Origin of the sequence: Agromyces ramosus, from assembly GCF_030817175.1 — a bacterium.
Lineage (GTDB): Bacteria > Actinomycetota > Actinomycetes > Actinomycetales > Microbacteriaceae > Agromyces > Agromyces ramosus_A.
In genome coordinates this window covers 3672537-3688347 of record NZ_JAUSYY010000001.1, presented here as the reverse complement: position 1 = coordinate 3688347, position 15811 = coordinate 3672537, and the positions used below count along the sequence as shown (strand labels likewise).

Sequence of the window (15811 nt, the reverse complement as noted above, 5' to 3'; positions counted from 1 at the left end):
GGTTCGGGGGTCTTCAAAGTCTATGGCGACCGACCGTCGTCGGGGCCCGCGACGAGCGGAGTCAGTCGCCGCGAAGCACGCCGAGGGCATGCGCGAGGTCGGCGGGGTACTCCGACTCGAAGGTGGTCCACTCCCGCGTACCCGGGTGGGTCAGCGAGAGTCGCTTGGCGTGCAGCCATTGCCGCGTGAGCCCGAGCCGCGCCGAGAGGGTGGGGTCGGCCCCGTACATGCCGTCGCCGGCGCACGGATGCCGCTGCGCCGCCATGTGCACGCGGATCTGGTGCGTGCGCCCGGTCTCGAGCTGCACCTCGAGCAGCGACGCGTACGGGAACGCCTCGAGTGTCTCGTAGTGCGTCACGGCGTGCTTGCCCGACGAGATGACCGTGAACTTCCATTCCGAACGGGGGTGCCGCCCGACCGGGGCGTCGATCGTGCCCGCGAACGGATCGGGGTGGCCCTGCACCACCGCGTGGTAGATCTTCTCCACCTCGCGGTCGTGGAACTGCCGCTTCAGCTCGGTGTACGCGCGTTCCGACTTCGCGACGACCATGAGCCCGCTCGTCCCGGCGTCGAGGCGATGCACGACGCCTTGGCGCTCGGGTGCTCCCGACGTCGAGATGCGGAATCCGGCTGCCGCGAGGGCGCCCACGACCGTCGGGCCGTCCCAGCCGAGCGACGGGTGCGCGGCGACGCCCGCCGGCTTGTCGACCACGACCAGGTCGTCATCGTCGTGGACGATGCCGAGGTCGGGAACCGGGATGGGATCGACCTGCAACGTGCGCGGGGCCTCCCAGCTCACCTCGAGCCACGCGCCAGCCCGGAGGCGATCGGACTTGTCGACGGGTGCCCCGTCGAGCGTGACCCCGCCGCTCGCGGCGATGTCCGCCGCCAGCGTGCGAGAGAACCCGAGCAGCTTGGCGAGGCCGGCATCGACGCGCGCGCCCTCGAGCCCGTCGGGAACGGGGAACGAACGGTGCTCCATCAGGCCTCGTGCGCGAGGTGGACGCCCGACGACGGCGTGCGCCCGTCACCGGCCGCGAGGTCACTGGCGGCCGCCTCATCGCGCGGCTCGCCGTCGACCGCAGTCGCCTGCTCGCCCTTCGTCGGCCGTGGCTCGCGCGTGCCGTCGAGGCCGATTCCCCGGATGGTGAGGATCATGAACAGCACCATGCTCGTGAGGATCGAGATGTCGGCCACGTTGTAGATCGCGGGGATGAGCCACGGCGTCGAGATGAAGTCGATGACGTGACCGAGGCCGAAGCTCGGCTCTCGCAGGAGCCGGTCGGTGAGGTTGCCGAGCACGCCGCCGAGCAGGAGCCCGAAGACGACCGCCCAGGCGACCGAGCGGATGCGCCGGGCGAACCACACGATGAAGGTGATCACGCCGGCCGCGAGGATCGTGAAGATCCAGGTCATGCCGCTCGCGAGCGAGAAGGCCGCTCCGGGGTTGCGCACGAACTGCCACTGAAGCAGGGAACCGAGCACCGAGACGACCTCACCTTCGGTGAGGTTGGAGACGACGAGGAACTTGCTCAACTGGTCGAGGCCGTACGCCGCAATCGCGGCGCCGGCCAAGACCAGGAGGGCGGTGGTGGTGCCGACCTTCGCGGCCCGCTCAGCCGCCAAAGCCCTGGAAGGTCGGCGCAGGCTGCTCTGCGGGCAGCCCTGATGCGCCCACCGGTGCGGAGAAGCCCTGGTTGCCGGAGACCGCCACCGGCGCAGCCGTGTCGAGCTCGCGCAGCTGGCCCTCGATGTAGCTCTTCAGCTTCTGGCGGTACTCGCGCTCGAAGACGCGCAGCTCGTCGACGCGCTTCTCGAGCGCCAGGCGCTCCTGGTCGAGCACGCCCATCTGGGCGCGCTGCTTGGCTTCTGCCTCGGCGACGACGCGCGCCGCGGTGGCGTGGCCCTCGGCGATGAGCGCATCACGCTTCTCGACGCCCTCACGCACGTGCTCCTCGTGGAGACGTCGTGCGAGCTGGAGCAGGTTCGTCGTCGAGGTCTGCTCGTCGAGCTCCGACTGCGGCTGCGACACCTGCATCGGCACCGCCACAGTGGGCGGCGGCGCGGCCGGCTCGGTGTAGACCGCGGCAGGGGCCGGCGCGGCGGGAGCCTTCGAGGCCTCCGCGGCACGGGACTCTGCCGCCGCCACGCGCTGGCGCAGCTCTTCGTTCTCCTGATTCAGCCGACGAAGCTCGACCACGACCTCGTCGAGGAAATCGTCGACCTCATCCTGGTCGTACCCTTCCCGGAACTTCGTCGCTTGGAAGCGCTTGTTGACCACATCTTCCGGAGTTAGCGCCATGGCTTCCCACCCTCAAATCTGTCGAACTGTTGGATCACGTGCAGCTAACGGTAGCAAAGACATCCTGAGAGAGGTGAGAGCCGTTCGTCTCGGCCTGTCACCCTCGCGGGAATTCGGTCATCCGGCGGCGGCCGCTGCGGCCAACCAGGACACCACGGTCATGGCGATGATGACGACGAGCATCGCGAGACTCCACCCCAGGTCGAGTGCGATCTGCCCGATGCGGATCGGCGGCACGAGTCGCCGGAAGAAGCGCACGAGCGGATCGGTGACGCTGTAGATCGTCTCCACGACGATGAGCCATCCTCCACGAGGTCGCCACGATCGATTGAACGTGCGCACGAGGTCGAGCACGAACCGCGCCCACATCAGGAAGAAGTAGATCAGGAGCAGCGTGTAGAGGATGTTCCAGACGACGGCGAGTGCGCCCACGTTCAGCTACGCGTGCGTGAAGAACGACGCGTCGACGTCGCCTTCGGCTTCGCCGGCTTCGCCCGAGACGACGACGTGCGCAGGCGAGAGCAGGAAGACCTTGCTCGTGACGCGCTCGATCTTGCCGTAGAGGCCCTGCGAGAGGCCGCTCGCGAAATCGATGAGCCGGCGCGCGTCTCCATCGGACATCTGCGAGAGGTTGATGATCACCGGTACCCCCTCGCGGAAGGACTCGGCGATCACCTGGGCGTCGCGGTATTGACGCGGGTGCACGGTCAGGATCTCGTTCATCTCCGCCTGCGGTGTGCTCGGTTGTACATGGTGCTTGCGCAGCGGCGTCACCGCTGCACCGGTTCTCGGGGAAGGCGCCGCGTGCACGATGGGTGCAGGGGTCGGCGCGCTCGCTTGCGGCGGGTCCTGCTCGAACTCCTCATCGGCGAGTCCGAGATAGACCATGGTCTTCTTGAGCGGGTTCGACATCGCTGCCTCCGTCTGTATTCCGTCTCTTCGAGGCTAACCGGCGTCCGGCCGATTCCCGGTGATTGCACTGCCGATCCGGAGGTGTGTCGCGCCCTCCAAAATCGCCTCACGAAAGTCGTGTGACATCCCCATGGACAGATTGCGTGCTTCGGGGACGATTCGCAGGATGCGTTCGGACAGCACCCGCACCTGCGCGAACGCCGGCCTCGCGGGCTCGCCGAGGGGCGCCACCGCCATGAGTCCGAGGAGACGGAGCCCGGGTGTGTCCGCCACGTGCGTGACCAGCGCCTCGAGTTCGGAGGGCGGCACGCCGCCACGCGCCGGGTCGTCGGTGAGGTTCACCTGCACGAAGCAGTCGACGGATGCCTCATCAGACCGCAGCGCATCGACGAGGGCCGGCCGGTCGACCGAGTGGATCACGGATGCGTACTCGCGCACCTGCTTGGCCTTCTTGCTCTGCAGCTGGCCGACGAAGTGCCAGCGGAGGCCGAGCGGCGCGAGCTCCGCAGCCTTCGCCTGCCCCTCCTGGTGGCGGTTCTCGCCGACATCGCGCACGCCGAGGTGGGCGAGTTGCGCCACGAGTGATGCCGGCTGGAACTTCGTCACGACGATGGTGGTGAGCTCGTTCGGATCACGCCCGGCATCGCGCGCGACATCCGCGATGGAGGCGCGTACGCTCGCGAGGCGGTCGGCGAGGCCGTTCACGGCCACGCCGATCGTCGAGCGAGCCGAGCGTTCACTTCAGGAAGTCGGGGATGTCGAGGTCGTCGCCTTCGTCGTCGAAGGCCGGATCCGAGACGATCTGATCGCCACTGCTCGTGCTCGCCTCGCCCCAGTTGGCGGTTTCGACGAGCTCGTCGATGTCGATCTCGCCGATGACGTCGCTCGTCGCCGTGGAGAGCGAGCCGCCCCCGACCGACGCGCCGACGGCTGCCGACGCGAAGCTCGGACGCTTCGCCTCGACCGGCTTGGCGCTCGACGTCGGCTCCCCGCCGTCGAAGCCGGCGGCGATGACGGTCACCCGCACCTCGTCGCCGAGCGTGTCGTCGATGACGGCACCGAAGATGATGTTCGCCTCGGGGTGCACGGCCTCCTGCACGAGGCGGGCGGCGTCGTTGATCTCGAAGATGCCGAGATTCGATCCGCCCTGGATCGAGAGCAGGACGCCGTGGGCGCCGTCGATCGAAGCCTCCAGCAGCGGGCTCGCGACCGCGAGCTCAGCGGCCTTGATCGCACGATCGGCCCCCCTCGACGAGCCGATGCCCATGAGCGCCGAACCGGCGCCCTGCATCACCGACTTGACGTCGGCGAAGTCCAGGTTGATGAGTCCGGGAGTCGTGATGAGGTCGGTGATGCCCTGCACACCGGCGAGGAGCACCTGGTCGGCCGTCGCGAACGCCTCGAGCATCGAGATGCCGCGGTCGCTGATCTCGAGCAGGCGGTCGTTCGGCACGACGATGAGGGTATCGACCTCTTCCTTCAGACGCGCGACGCCCTGTTCGGCCTGCGTCTGGCGCCGCTTGCCCTCGAAGCCGAACGGCTTCGTCACGACGCCGATCGTGAGCGCGCCGATGGACTTCGCGATGCGGGCCACGACCGGGGCGCCACCGGTGCCGGTGCCGCCGCCCTCGCCTGCGGTGACGAAGACCATGTCGGCACCCGCGAGGGCCTCCTCGATCTCTTCGGCGTGGTCTTCCGCGGCGCGACGGCCCACCTCGGGGTCTGCGCCGGCGCCGAGACCCCGCGTGAGGTCGCGCCCCACGTCGAGCTTGACGTCGGCGTCGGACATCAGCAGCGCCTGCGCGTCGGTGTTGATCGCGATGAACTCGACTCCACGGAGCCCGAGTTCGATCATGCGGTTGACGGCGTTGACACCGCCGCCGCCGATGCCGACGACCTTGATGACGGCGAGGTAGTTCTGGTTTGTCGACATGACCGGCCTTCCGTGCGAACTCTGAACCCTGAACCTCTAGTCGAAGGTTAAAGTTATGCTGAGTATGCAATTCCTAAGACGACGGTAGGTGCCCCGTCGCCCGTGCCGGGAAAGGCGCGCCAGCGTGTCGCGAACCGCCGCCCGTATTCACCCGAGCGGATGCCGCGGAGCGCGCATCACTCCCACACGGGACTCCGCGGCGAGGAGACATCGTAGGACGTGACCGTGTCGGGCGGCGCCGCCCCCATGAGCCTGGCGAGCACCGTCGCCTTCAGCGCGGACTCCTCGGCACTCCCCCAGAGCACGGATGCGCCGCCGCCGAGCTCGAGCTGCACGTCGTCGGCCGTCTCCGCCTGGACGGCCACGAGTTGCCCCCGCACCTCTGCCGGCAGGCTGCGGATCACCGCCGCAGCCGCCCGGAAGCCCTCTCCCGCGATGCCGCCGTCGGTGGTGATGAGCGGCTGACCCTCGGGGCGCTCCGACGGCCGCTCGATGACGACGCCGGCAGCGTCGACGAGGGCGAGTCCGTCACCGGTCTCGACGACTCCGACCGGCGTGCGCTCGACGATGCGCACCACGACCGTTCCAGGCGGGATCGTCTCAGTCGAATACGTCTCGATCAGCGGGAAGGCCGTGAGCACCTCGTGCACATCGGCACTCGCGACGAGCGGCAGCGGCGTGCCGAGCGTCGGTGCGAAGGCGGCCTCGATCTCGGCCGGGGCGATGCGCTGGGCCCCTTCCACGCGCACCTCGCGCAGGGCCATCAAGGGCGAGTATGCGCCGACCACGACCACCACGACGAGGGCGAGGACCGACCCGATGGCCACCGACCACGCGATGCGGCGCCGCCGCGACCGTTTCGTGAAGCGCCGGACCTCCTGCCGTTCGTATCTGCGCCGCTCCCGCGCGGCGGCAGCGAGCGCACGCTTCGCCGCACGCGGGTCGCCGGAATGCACGGTGCTGACCGGAGACCTCGCCGGCTCCGCCGCGGTCGGCGTCGCACCCGTCACGCCGACCGGCGTGCGGGCGCCGAGGCCGGCTCGAGGACTCGACGTCACGACCGTGATCGGCTCGGTCGTGACGCGATCGGCGTCGACGCCGATCGCGGTCGCCCGGCCGCCTGGAACCGGCGGGCGGGACTCGAGGCGGGACGATGATCGCGTCGTCGGGGCAGGAGTCGACGCCGGCGGCTCCGCAGCGCGGGGTCGCCGGGCCGGCGCCGGCTGATCGAAGCCCTGCGGCCGCTTCACACGCGGCGCGCTCTCATCCGCGCTCCCGCTCGAGCGAACCCAGCAGCTGCGGCACGATGCGATAGACGTCGCCGCAGCCGAGCGTGATGACGAAGTCGCCGTCGCGCGCGATCTTCGCGGTGTAGTCGGCGGCCTCCTGCCAGTCTGCGAGGAACGCGACGTGCGAGGCATCCGCGAACCGCTCGCTCACGAGCGCACCCGTGACACCGGGCTCGGGGTCCTCGCGCGCGCCGTAGACATCGAGCACGACCGTCTCATCGGCGTACGTCTCGAGCACCTCGGCGAACTCCTTCGCAAAGAGGCGGGTGCGGCTGTAGAGGTGCGGCTGGTGCACGGCGATGATGCGGCCACCGCCGACGACCGTGCGAGCCGCGGAGAGCGCCGCAGCAACCTCGGTCGGGTGGTGCGCGTAGTCGTCGTAGACGCTCACACCGCCGACCGTGCCGTGCAGCTCGAAGCGTCGGCCGGTGCCGGCGAAGCGGGCGATGCCGGCGAGGGAAGTCTCCGGGTCGAAGCCGAGCCCGACGAGCACCGCGAAGGCACCGGCCGCGTTGATCGCGTTGTGCCGGCCGGGGATACGCAGCCGGGCGCGATAGGTGGTGCCGGCATGGTCGATCGCGAATGCCACGGGACCGTCGGTCTCGATGGAGTGCACGCGCACCGTGGCGTCGGCAGCCTCGCCGAACGTGACGACCCGATCGTGCGCGAGCCGGCTGCCGACGCGGGTCGCACCGGCGTCGTCGGAGGAGATCACGACGAACTCACCCGCGCGGTCGGCGAAGTCGACGAACGCCTGCTCGAAGGCCTCGAGCGAGCCGTAGTGGTCGAGGTGGTCGGGGTCGACGTTCGTGATGAGCGCGACCGACGTGTCGTAGAGGAGGAAGGAACCGTCGGACTCGTCGGCCTCGACCACGAACAGCTCGCCGTCGCCGGCCGCGGCCGAGAGGCCAAGCTCCTCGATCACCCCGCCGTTCACGAAGCTGGGGTCTTCGCCGAGCGCGAGCAGGCCCGTGACGATCATGCCGGTGGAGGTGGTCTTGCCGTGGGCGCCCGCGACCGACACGAGCCGCTGCCCCGCGATGAGCCAGGCGAGTGCCTGCGAGCGGTGCAGCACCGGGATCCCGCGCTCGAGCGCCAGCTGGTATTCGGGGTTGTCCTGCCAGAGCGCACCCGTGACGACGACGGCGTCGGCGTCGCCGACGTTCGCCGCATCATGACCGATCGCGATCTCTGCCCCGAGTGCGCGGAGCGCGGCGATGTTGTCGGAGTCGCGCACGTCGGATCCCGTCACCCGGTGGCCGGCACCGATGAACAGGCGCGCGATGCCGCTCATTCCCGAGCCGCCGATGCCGACGAAGTGCACGGCGCCGAGCTCGGCTGGGATCTGGGCGTTCAGGTCGGGCTTGATGGTCACGGTCGGGGCGGTTCTTCCTCGATGCGGTCGGTCATGGGTTCACTGAAGCTGGCGCGAGTGCGGATGCCGCGACATCCGCTCCCCCAACGTTACGCGCCTTGGGAGCCGTCGCCGGCTCCCCCGCCGAGTGCCACGTCGACGAGTGCGACCATGCGATCGGTGCCGTCGCGGAACCCCGCGGATGCCGCGGCCTCGCCCATGGACTCGACGCGGGCGTGATCGCGCAGGAGCGGCAGGAGCTGGGCGTCGATCCAGGCCGGCAGGAACTTCGCGTCCTCGACCAGGATGCCGCCGCCGGCTTGCACGACGCCCGCGGCATTGAAGCGCTGCTCGCCGTTGCCGACGGGATACGGCACGTAGATCGCGGGGATGCCGAGGGCCGCGAGCTCGCTGACCGTCGCGGCGCCCGCCCGGGAGACCGCGAGGTCGGCGATCGCGAGTGCGAGGTCCATGCGATCGGCGTACGCGACCATGCGGTAGCCGTCGATGCCGGGATCGGCGACCCCCGAGTTCGCGCCGGTGATGTGCAGCAACTGCCACCCGGCAGCGGTGATCGCGACGGCGCTGTCGACCATGGTGCCGTTGATGCGCCGCGCGCCGAGCGAGCCGCCCGTGGCGAGCAGCACGGGGCGGGCCGGGTCCAGGTCGAAGAACGCGGCCGCGTCGGTACGCAGAGCCGCCCGGTCGAGCGTCTCGATCTCACGCCGGAGCGGCATTCCGACCAGCCGCGCACCGCGAAGCGGGGTGCCCTCGAACGCGACGCCGACCGCTTTCGCCCACCTCGCCCCGAGCCGGTTGGCGAGTCCGGGCTTCGCGTTCGCCTCGTGGATCGCGACCGGCACGCCGGCACGCTGCGCGGCCAGGTAGGCGGGCGTCGAGACATATCCCCCGAAGCCGACCACGACGTCGACGCCGTGCTCGGCGATGATGCGGCGCACGTCGTCGATCGAGCGGCGGAACCTGGCCGGGAACGCCGCTGCGGCTCGATTCGGGCGCCGCGGGAACGGCACCTTCGCGATCGTGAGCAGTTCGTAGCCGCGGGCCGGCACGAGCCGCGCCTCGAGTCCCTCGGCGGTGCCGAGCACGAGCACCTCGGCGCGGGCATCGCGCTCCCGAAGCCGATCGGCGACCGCGAGCAGTGGGTTCACGTGGCCGGCGGTTCCGCCGCCGGCCAAGAGGTAGACGGTCATCCTGCGAGCCGCTCGCCCGCGCGCGCCTTGCGTGCCGCGAGCCTCGCGGCGGCACGCACCGGCGCCTCGGGGTCGCGCGCCACGGAGAGCACGATGCCGATCGCGAAGAGGGTCGTGAGCAGGGCGGTGCCGCCCGCCGACACGAGCGGGAGGGGAACTCCGAGAACCGGGAAGACGCCGAGCACGACACCGATGTTGACACATGCCTGGCCGATGATCCACACGAGCACGGCCGCCGTGGTCGCCTTCGCGAACGGCGAGCGAGCTGCCTGCAGCACGCGGCCGAAGGCGACCGCGAGCACCACGAACAGCCCGATCACGACGAAGGAGCCGATCAGGCCGAGTTCCTCGCCGATGATGGCGAAGATGAAGTCGTTGTCGGCCGCCGGCAACCACGACCACTTCGCCGCCGAGTTACCGAGGCCGACGCCGAAGATCCCTCCGCTCGCCAGCGCGAAGGTGCCGTGCTGGATCTGCCAGCAATCCTCGATGTCGTACTTCGTGCACGCCTCTCCGAAGAACGCCGTGAGCCGCCGCATGCGACTGTCGCTCGACACCGCGACCACGACGAACACGATGACCGCGGCGAAGATCGGCAGCACGAGGAGTCGCAGGCGCACACCGATGAGGAACAGTGCGCCGAGGAGCATCGCGCCCATGATGATCACCGTGCCGAGGTCGCCGCCGAGGAGGACGAGGCCGATCGCACCACCGCCGACGAGAAGGATCGGCAGGATGCCGTGCGTGAAGTCGCCGAGCAGCGCCTGCTTCTTCGTCACGATGAGCCCGAGCCACATGACGAGCGCCACCTTGATGAGCTCCGACGGCTGGAACTGCACCGGGCCGATCGCGAGCCAGTTGGTGTTGCCGCCGACGGTGATGCCGAGCGGCGTCGCGACGACCAGGAGTTGCAGGGCGCACGACACGACGAGCACCGGCCAGGCGAGGCGCATCCACAGCGTCTCGGGCATGCGGCTGGCGATGAGCATGATCGGGATGCCGAAGAGCGCGTAGAGCCCCTGCCGCGTGGCCTGGACGAGGAAGCCGCCGTCTTCGAGGTTCGATTCGACGAGCGACGAGGAGAGCACCATGACGAGGCCGAAGACCACGAGGAAGAGCGTCGTGCCGAGCAGCAGGAAGTAGTCCTTCGACTCGACGCGGAATACGCGGCCGAGCTTGATGCGGGCGGCCGAGACGCCCGGGGTGTCAGCCTTCGCCGGGCGAGGCGTGCGGGGCGGTGTCGCCATCCGCCTCACCTCCCAGCATCGATCTGACCGCGTCGTGGAATCGCCGACCGCGGTCACCGTAGTCGGCGAACTGGTCCATCGATGCCGCAGCGGGCGCGAGGAGTACAGTGTCGCCGTCCTCGGCTACCGCCGCGGCCAGGGCGACCGCGTCGTGCATCACCGTCTCAGTGTCATCCGACTCCACCTCGAAGAGCGGCAGTGCCGGCGCGTGTCGGCGGAACGCAGCGACGAGCGCCGCCCGGTCGACGCCGATCACGATCGCCGCCCGGAGGCGCTCGGCGTGCGCGGCGACGAGTGCGTCGGCGTCGACGCCCTTGAGCAGTCCCCCGACGATCCAGACGACCGAGCGGAAGGCCCGGAGGGATGCCTCGGCCGCATGCGGGTTGGTGGCCTTGGAGTCGTCGATCCAGCGGATGCCGCCGGCCACTGCGACCGTCTCGATGCGGTGTGCGTCGAGACGGAAGTCGCCGAACGCATCATGGATGACGCCGACCGGGACGCCGAAGGAGCGGACGAGCGCCGAGGCGGCGAGGATGTTCGCCACGACGTGCGGCGCGGCGAGGCCCCGGGGCTCGAGCTCGTCGACGGTGATGATCTCGAGGGCCGCAGTGCGCCGCTCATCGAGGAACGCGCGATCGCAGAGGATCCCCTCGACGACGCCGAAGTCGCTCGGCCCCGGCGTGTCGAGTCCGAACCCGATCGCGCGGGCGCCGTCTTCGACCTCGGCCTCCTCGACCATCGTGCGCGTCGCCTCGTCGGCACGGTTGTAGACGCAGGCGACCTTGGTGTTCTCGTATACCGTGGCCTTCGCGGCCCGATAGGCCTCGGGAGACCCGTGCCAGTCGAGGTGGTCGTCGGCGACGTTCAGCACGACGCTCGCCCATGGGTGCAGCGCCCCCGGGCCGGTCTTCGGCAGGTGATGGAGCTGATAGCTCGAGAGCTCCACGACGAGCACGTCGAAACCACCGGGATCGCGCACGGCGTCGAGCACGGGCACGCCGATATTGCCGCAGGGCGCGGCGCGCAGGCCGTTCGCGGCGAGGAAGGTCGCCGCGAGCTGCACGGTGGTGGTCTTGCCGTTCGTGCCGGTGACGAGGATCCATTCCGCCTCATTCACCTTGTCGCGCACGCGCCAGGCGAGCTCGATGTCACCCCAGACCGCCACCTTCGATGCGCCCGCCCATTCGAGCACCGGGTGGTCGGGGTGGAAGCCCGGCGAGGCGACGACGAGCTCGGGCGCGAACGCCACGAGCTCCTCGGGAACCGAGTCGAGCGGATGCACCAGCAGGCGCGCCCCGATGACGTCGAGGATGCGCGCCCGGTCGTCGTCGACCGACGGTGCGACGACGAGCACGTCGGCGCCCAGCTCGGTGAGCGTATCGGCGACGGCGAAGCCCGTGACGCCGAGGCCGAGCACGGCGACTCGAAGGCCCGCCCAGTCGGCATGCCAGCTGGTCAGCGCGTCGAGCCTCGCCGCACCGGTGGCTGCGGCATCCGCCATCAGCTCTGCAGCCATTCGAAGTAGAAGCTGCCGACGCCGGCGGCGACGAAGAGGCCCGCGATGATCCAGAAGCGCACGACGATCGTGATCTCGGCCCAGCCCTTGAGCTCGAAGTGATGATGGATCGGGCTCATCAGGAAGATGCGCTTGCCGTGGGTGAGCTTGAAGTAGCCCCGCTGCACGATGACCGAGCCGGTCTCGATGACGAAGAGCGCGCCGATGAGCAACAGCAGGAGCTCGGTGTGGCTCACGATCGCCAGCGCCGCGAGCGCGCCGCCGAGGGCGAGCGAGCCCGTGTCGCCCATGTAGATCTTCGCTGGGTTGGTGTTCCACCAGAGGAACCCGATGAGTCCGCCGACGATCGCGGTGGCGACGATGGCGATGTCGAGCGGATCGCGCACGTCGTAGCAGCGATAGGCGTCGCTCGGGTTGAGGTTCGCGCTTCCGCAGGCCTGGTTGAACTGCCAGAACCCGATGATGACGAAGGAGCCGATGGCGAGGATCGAGGCGCCGCCGGCAAGGCCGTCGAGGCCGTCGGTCACGTTCACGCCGTTCGAGCTGCCGACGGTGATGAGGCAGATCCAGATGACGTAGAGGATGATGCCGACGACCGTGCCGAACACCATGAAATCGAGGTCGAGGTCGCGGATGAACGAGATGCTCGTGTTCGCGGGAGTCACCCCGCGATCGTTGGGGAACTGGAGCGCGAGCAGCGCGAACGCCGTCGCGACCACCACCTGGCCGACGACCTTCGCCCACCCGCCGAGGCCCAGGCTCTGCTTCTTGCGGGTCTTCAGGAAGTCGTCGATGAAGCCGACCGCGCCGAGCCCGACCATCATCAGCAGCACGAGGAGCGCCGAAGCGGTCGGCAGCTCGTTCGAGACGAGCAATGTCGAGACGAAGTAGCCGAACAACGTGCCGAGGATGAAGATGATGCCACCCATGGTGGGCGTGCCGCGCTTCACGTGGTGGCTCTTCGGTCCGTCGTCGCGGATGAACTGCCCCCAGCCGATCCTCGTGAAGAGGCGAATGAACAGCGGGGTCAGAAACAGCGTGAAGGCGAGCGACAACGCTCCAGCGGTCAGCAGTGCTCTCACGAGAACCATTCTCCCAGTCGGTCGCCGAGGTGACGGAGGCCCGCCGAGTTCGAGGATTTCACGAGCACCGTGTCGCCGGGGCGAACGGATGACACGACGAGGTCGAACGCCTCGTCGGCGGACTCGACGAATGCGGACTCGCCATCCCACGAGCCCTCGTTGATGGCGGAGATGTGCAGGCGCCGCGCGCCCTGCCCGACGACCACGAGTTGCGAGATGCCGAGCCGCACGGCGAGCAGGCCGATGCGGTCGTGCTCCTCACCCGAGAACTCGCCGAGTTCACTCATCTCACCGAGTACGGCGATCGTGCGCGAGCCGGGGCGCTTCACCTGGGCGAGGGTCTTCAGCGCCGCGGACATCGAGTCGGGGCTCGCGTTGTAGGCGTCGTTGATGATGGTCACGTCGTCGCGTCCGCCCATGACCTGCATGCGCCAGCGCTCGGCGAGGGTCACGTGCTCGAGGGCGTCGACGACGGATGCCAGTGGCACGCCGAGCTCGACGGATGCCGCGATCGCGGCCAGCGCATTCATCACGTGGTGTTCGCCGAGCACCCCGAATCGTACCCGGGCGGACTCGCCGCCCGGCACCGTGACGGTGAACTCGGTGCCGCGCGCGTGGACCACGAGGTCGCTCGCCCGCACGTCGGCGGCGTCGCCGAGACCGAACCACACGACGCGGGCAGCGGTGAGGTCGGCCATGGGCACGACGCGGGAATCGTCGGCGTTCAGCACTGCGACATCCGTCTCGAGCAGGTCGGTGACCATCTCGGACTTCGCGCGCACGGTCTGCTCGATGCCGCCGAACTCGCCGGCGTGGGCGAGGCCGACCTTCAGGACGATGCCGATGTCGGGGCGCGCGAGGCGTACGAGGCGTGCGATCTCGCCGACGCCGGAGGCGCCCATCTCGGCAACGAGGAAGCGGGTCTCGTCGGTGAGCTCGAGCATCGTGATCGGCGCGCCGACCTCGTTGTTGAACGAGGCGCGCGCGGCGACCGTGGGGCCGACACGCTCGAGCACGGTGCGAAGCAGGTTCTTCGTGGTCGTCTTGCCGTTCGAGCCCGTGACTCCGACGATGCGGAGCGCCCCGTGGGCACGCACGCGTGACACGACCTCGGATGCGAGGGCGCCGAGCGCGGCGACGGAGTCGGCGACCACGACCTGCGGTGCCGCGAGCTCGAGCGGGTGCTCGACGATGAGGAGGGCTGCGCCCAGCTCGACCGCCGACGGTGCGAAGCGATGTCCGTCGTCGAACTCGCCGGGCTTCGCGACGAACACACCGCCGGGAACGATCTCGCGGGAGTCGGTCGTCACCGTGCCGTCGACGAGCGTGTCGGCGGTTGCCGTCGTTCCGTCGAGCCGGAGGGTGCCGTCGACGATCTCGGCGACCTCGGCGAGGGTGAGCGCGATCACGCGAGCCACCCGGCTTCGCGGAGGGCCTGCTTGGCGTCTTCTCTCGCCGAATAGGGGATCTTCACACCTCGAACCTCGTGATATTCCTCATGACCTGGGCCCGCATAGAGGATCGCATCGCCCTCGCCCGCGAGTGCGAGCGCTGCACGGAACGCCGCGCGCGGGTCGGCGACCTCGTGGATCTCGCGGTCGGGCACCGCGTCACGCGCTCCGGCGATGAGTGCGGCCCGGATGGCCGCCGGATCCTCGAAGCGAGGGTGGAAGTCGGTGACCACGACGACGTCGGCGCCGCGGGCGGCGATGGCGCCCATCTCGGCGCGCTTCGTGGTGTCGCGGTCGCCATCGGCGCCGAACACCATGATGAGACGGCCGTCGGTGAAGCGCCGGATCGCGCCGAGCGTCTGCAGGAACGCGTCGGGGCTGTGCCCGTAGTCGATGTAGACGAGCGGACCCTGCTCGCCCGAGATGCGCTCGGCGCGCCCCGGAATGTACGCGTCGACGCCGCCGTCGCGCTCGAGTGCCTCGGCGATGAGCCCAAGGTCGTATCCGGCCTCGGTGAGCATCACGATGGCGAGGGCTGCGTTGGCAGCCATGTACCAGCCGAGCAACGGAACTCGCGACTCGAGCCGGCGACCATCGGGCCCATCGAGGATGAACGACGTATACGTCGCCTCCTCGTCGAGCACGGTGAGCCGCCAGTCGGCGTCGAGATCGGGCTTGGTGGTGAGCGTGGCGACCGGGATGCGCGACTCGGCCACGAGGCGCTCGCCCCACTCCGAGTCGACGGTGACGACGCCGCGCCGGGCCCGCTCGGGCTGGAAGAGGTCGCGTTTCGCGTCGAAGTAGTCGTCGAGGGAGTCGTAGTCGTCGAGGTGGTCGTGGGTGAGGTTCGTGAAGCCGACGACGTCGAACACGAGACCGTCGACCCGGTGCCGCGAGAGCGCCTGCGCCGAGACCTCGACGCCGACCGCGCGCACCCCGACCTCTCGCATGCGCGCCAGGAGCGCGTGCAGCTCGCTCGCCTCTGGAGTGGTGAGCGAACTCGTGACGGCTTCGTCGCCGATGCGGCGCTCGGCCGTCGACGTGAGTCCGGCGACCACGCCGAGCTGGCGGAGGATGCCGTAGAGGAGGTAGACGACACTCGTCTTGCCGTTCGTGCCCGTCACGGCGAAGAGGGTGGCGGGGTTCTCCGCGGTGCGATGGATCCACGCGGCGACGTCGCCGAGCGCGGCGCGCGCATCGGGCGTGACGAGGATCGGAAGGCCCGCATCAGCCGCTCGCTGCGCCCCCTCGGGGTCGGTGAGCAGTGCGACGGCGCCGGCAGTGCGCGCGGCGGCGGCGAAGTCGGCTCCGTGTGCGTTGCGGCCTGGGACGCCGACGTACAGGTCGCCCGGTTGCACGTCTCGCGACGAGAGCCCGGCGCCGGTGACCTCGAGCCCGCCGAGCGAGCCGTGCACCTCGAATCCGAATGCATCGGCGAGGCCGTGCAGCGATCGGGGGCTCGGGTGCTGCGGCCGGAGGGCCGTGGGAGGCGATCCGGTCACGAACCCAACTTT

At 69.7% G+C, this 15811-nt stretch carries 16 protein-coding genes; 1 reads left to right on the top strand and 15 read right to left on the bottom strand.

The window, feature by feature from the left end; genetic code table 11:
- Positions 1-61: 61 nt before the first annotated feature.
- The 8 genes from QFZ26_RS17300 to QFZ26_RS17265 all read right to left on the bottom strand — a co-directional run bounded on the left by QFZ26_RS17300 (position 62) and on the right by QFZ26_RS17265 (position 6103).
- Entirely contained in the window at positions 62-982 is a 921-nt protein-coding gene (locus QFZ26_RS17300; RefSeq protein WP_307044321.1) for an RluA family pseudouridine synthase, read from the bottom strand.
- Positions 982-1626: a signal peptidase II gene (gene lspA, locus QFZ26_RS17295; RefSeq protein ID WP_307044319.1), complete on the bottom strand. Its 645-nt coding sequence runs from the start codon at positions 1624-1626 to the stop codon at positions 982-984. Before lspA ends, QFZ26_RS17300 begins: the two co-directional genes overlap by 1 nt.
- Entirely contained in the window at positions 1616-2302 is a 687-nt protein-coding gene (locus tag QFZ26_RS17290) for a DivIVA domain-containing protein (RefSeq protein WP_307044317.1), read from the bottom strand. The genes lspA and QFZ26_RS17290 overlap by 11 nt, the downstream gene beginning before the upstream one ends.
- Before the next feature lie 117 nt (positions 2303-2419).
- Positions 2420-2734, bottom strand: coding sequence for a YggT family protein (locus QFZ26_RS17285; protein WP_307044314.1), 315 nt, complete (start codon positions 2732-2734; stop codon positions 2420-2422).
- Positions 2735-2740: 6 nt separating this feature from the next.
- Complete coding sequence (locus QFZ26_RS17280) at positions 2741-3214, bottom strand: cell division protein SepF (RefSeq protein WP_307044312.1); 474 nt, start codon at positions 3212-3214, stop codon at positions 2741-2743.
- Between the two features lie 33 nt (positions 3215-3247).
- On the bottom strand, positions 3248-3925 hold the full coding sequence (locus QFZ26_RS17275) for a YggS family pyridoxal phosphate-dependent enzyme (RefSeq protein WP_307044310.1): 678 nt from the start codon (positions 3923-3925) through the stop codon (positions 3248-3250).
- A gap of 25 nt (positions 3926-3950) precedes the next feature.
- Positions 3951-5147 (bottom strand): cell division protein FtsZ, encoded by a 1197-nt coding sequence (gene ftsZ, locus QFZ26_RS17270; protein WP_307044308.1) that lies wholly within the window; start codon positions 5145-5147, stop codon positions 3951-3953.
- A 176-nt stretch (positions 5148-5323) separates the two neighbouring features.
- Positions 5324-6103 (bottom strand): FtsQ-type POTRA domain-containing protein, encoded by a 780-nt coding sequence (locus QFZ26_RS17265; protein ID WP_307044306.1) that lies wholly within the window; start codon positions 6101-6103, stop codon positions 5324-5326.
- Between the two features lies 1 nt (position 6104).
- Here QFZ26_RS17265 and QFZ26_RS17260 point away from each other — a divergent pair, with 1 nt between their 5' ends.
- A complete protein-coding gene (locus tag QFZ26_RS17260) occupies positions 6105-6374 on the top strand; it encodes a hypothetical protein (RefSeq protein ID WP_307044304.1) in 270 nt (89 codons plus the stop codon).
- A 36-nt stretch (positions 6375-6410) separates the two neighbouring features.
- Here the strand turns inward: QFZ26_RS17260 and murC are convergent, their stop codons facing one another.
- The 7 genes from murC to QFZ26_RS17225 form a co-directional block, all read right to left on the bottom strand.
- Positions 6411-7811 carry a UDP-N-acetylmuramate--L-alanine ligase gene (murC, locus tag QFZ26_RS17255; RefSeq protein WP_307044302.1) on the bottom strand — a complete coding sequence of 467 codons (1401 nt, stop codon included), beginning with the start codon at positions 7809-7811 and terminating at the stop codon, positions 6411-6413.
- An 89-nt stretch (positions 7812-7900) separates the two neighbouring features.
- Positions 7901-9001 (bottom strand): undecaprenyldiphospho-muramoylpentapeptide beta-N-acetylglucosaminyltransferase, encoded by a 1101-nt coding sequence (gene murG, locus QFZ26_RS17250; protein ID WP_307044301.1) that lies wholly within the window; start codon positions 8999-9001, stop codon positions 7901-7903.
- Positions 8998-10248 carry a putative lipid II flippase FtsW gene (ftsW, locus tag QFZ26_RS17245; RefSeq protein ID WP_307044299.1) on the bottom strand — a complete coding sequence of 417 codons (1251 nt, stop codon included), beginning with the start codon at positions 10246-10248 and terminating at the stop codon, positions 8998-9000. The genes murG and ftsW overlap by 4 nt, the downstream gene beginning before the upstream one ends.
- Complete coding sequence (murD, locus tag QFZ26_RS17240) at positions 10208-11749, bottom strand: UDP-N-acetylmuramoyl-L-alanine--D-glutamate ligase (RefSeq protein ID WP_373460769.1); 1542 nt, start codon at positions 11747-11749, stop codon at positions 10208-10210. Before murD ends, ftsW begins: the two co-directional genes overlap by 41 nt.
- Positions 11749-12846, bottom strand: coding sequence for a phospho-N-acetylmuramoyl-pentapeptide-transferase (mraY, locus tag QFZ26_RS17235; protein WP_307044296.1), 1098 nt, complete (start codon positions 12844-12846; stop codon positions 11749-11751). Before mraY ends, murD begins: the two co-directional genes overlap by 1 nt.
- On the bottom strand, positions 12843-14255 hold the full coding sequence (locus tag QFZ26_RS17230; protein ID WP_307045138.1) for a UDP-N-acetylmuramoyl-tripeptide--D-alanyl-D-alanine ligase: 1413 nt from the start codon (positions 14253-14255) through the stop codon (positions 12843-12845). The genes mraY and QFZ26_RS17230 overlap by 4 nt, the downstream gene beginning before the upstream one ends.
- Positions 14252-15799, bottom strand: coding sequence for a Mur ligase family protein (locus tag QFZ26_RS17225; RefSeq protein WP_307044294.1), 1548 nt, complete (start codon positions 15797-15799; stop codon positions 14252-14254). Before QFZ26_RS17225 ends, QFZ26_RS17230 begins: the two co-directional genes overlap by 4 nt.
- Positions 15800-15811 lie beyond the last annotated feature (12 nt).